2 protein-coding genes are annotated in these 1,894 nt (G+C 75.5%); both read right to left on the reverse strand.

Features of this window, described 5'->3' with window-relative positions:
• A partial coding sequence (locus BM093_RS34680; RefSeq protein ID WP_245774003.1) for a proton-conducting transporter transmembrane domain-containing protein occupies nucleotides 1-1,655 on the reverse strand: 1,655 nt, incomplete at its 3' end.
• Nucleotides 1,656-1,658: 3 nt separating this feature from the next.
• Nucleotides 1,659-1,894, reverse strand: a 236-nt coding sequence (locus BM093_RS34685) for an NADH-quinone oxidoreductase subunit NuoK (RefSeq protein ID WP_093357681.1), incomplete at its 5' end; no start/stop codon positions are given.

Consider the following 1,894-nt stretch of genomic DNA (forward strand, 5'->3'; position numbering starts at 1 on the left):
TCGCCGTGCGCGGTGACCAGTGTGGCCAGCCGGGCGGTGGCGCGGGCCGCGCCGGCGGGGACGCGGGCGAGGCCGTGATCGTCGATCCGGGCCAGTGCCCCGGCCAGGACCAGCACCGGCCGGGCGAGACCGCGCTGGGCGAGCTCCTCCAGTTCGATCCAGCGCACCAACAGCCCCGGGGCCGGAGCCCGCTCGGCGTAGCGCCGGGCCACCAGGACGCCGATGGCGGCGAGCACGGCGGAGACCGCGAGCTCCCAGCCCTGCGGGGCCGGCTGCGGGCGCAGCGGTGCCGGCCCCAGCGCCAGCAGCCCGGCGGCCGCGGCAGCGATAGCGAGCACGACGGTCGTCGCCACGGCCGGGCGGGGCAGCCGGGTCGGCCCGGTGCCGGTGACCGGACCGGCCGCAGGGCGCCAGACCAACCACAGCGCCCGTCCGGCGTAGAACGCCGCGGTCCACCCGGCGACCAGCCCGGCCACGTACAACACCGGTGAGATCGACGGTGTCGCGGCCAGCACGGCGTCCTTGCCGACCCACAACCCGAACGGCGGTAGCCCGGCGAGCGCGAGCGCCCCGACGGTGAACGCGGCGCCGACGACCCGGTGGCGGCGTGCGGCACCCCGCAGGCCACCGGTGAGGCTGCGGCTGCCGAGGGTGGCCAGCCACAGGCCGGCGACCAGGAACAGCAGGCTCTTCACGGCGGCGTGCGCCACGGTCTGCAGCGCCCCGGCCTGGGTCGCGGCGGTCCCGGCGGCCAGCACGATGAACCCGATCTGCGAGCAGGTAGACGCGGCGAGCAGCTGCTTGAGGTCGTCCTGCACCGCGGCGACCAAGCCCAGCACCAGTGCGGTGGCCACACCCACCCACGCCACCAGCGGCGCCGCCCAACCGGTCGCCTCCAGCGCCGGGGCGGTGCGCAGCAGCAGGTAGCCACCGGCGGCGACCATCGTCGCCGAGTGCAGCAACGCCGAGGTCGGGCTCGGTCCCTGCATCGCCCCGGACAGCCAGAAGCTGAACGGTAGCTGCGCGGACTTCCCGAGCGCGGCCAGCACGACACCCGCGACCGCGACGTGCAGCCAGCCGCCGTCCAGGCCCGGAAGCTCGGCGAGCGCCATCGTGCCCGCCCCACCGGCCAGTACCGCGCCCGCGGCCACATACAGCCCCAGGTCGGCGGCGCGGGTGGTCAGGAACGCGACCGTCCCGGCGCGGGTCCCCGCCCGGTCGTCGAGCCAGTAGCCGATCAGCGCCCAGCTCATCGCGCCCATGACCTCCCAGGCCATCAGCAGCACCGGCAGCGTCGTGGCGGTGACGGTGGCCAGCATCGCCCCGGCGAAGATCAGCATCAGGCCGTGGAACCGGCCGGTCCGCAGCTCCGGCTCGGCCGCGGCGACGACGAGCGCGGCGAGCAGCACCGCAGCGACCAGCACGAGCAGCACCGCCGACAACCCGTCCACGGCGAACCCGGCCCGCACACCGGCCAGCAACGCCACCTCCGACGCCGGCCGGGTCACCGCGGCGGCCACCGCGATCGCGAGGGTGAGCGCGGCCGTCGCGACGCCGGCCGCGGTGGCGCCGCGGGTGGGGCGGGCGATGAGCAGCACCGCCCCGGTCACGGTGGGCAGACCGACGAGGAGGGCGAGGAGCAGGGCGCCGTGCACGGCTCAGCCCTTCAGCTCGGCGGCCGAGTCGGTCATGTCGACCTGCTTGGCCCGGTAGATCGCGGTGACCACGGCGAACCCCATCGCCATCTCGATCGCCATCGCGGTCACCACGGCCACCACGATCACCTGGCCGTCGGTCGAGGCCGGGGCGAGGAAGTACCAGAACGCGGCCGCGGCCAGGATGATCCCGTTGATCATCAGCTCCAGGCCCATCATCAGCATCACGATCGACTGCT

Origin of the sequence: Pseudonocardia ammonioxydans, assembly GCF_900115005.1 — a bacterium.
Taxonomy (GTDB): Bacteria; Actinomycetota; Actinomycetes; order Mycobacteriales; family Pseudonocardiaceae; genus Pseudonocardia; species Pseudonocardia ammonioxydans.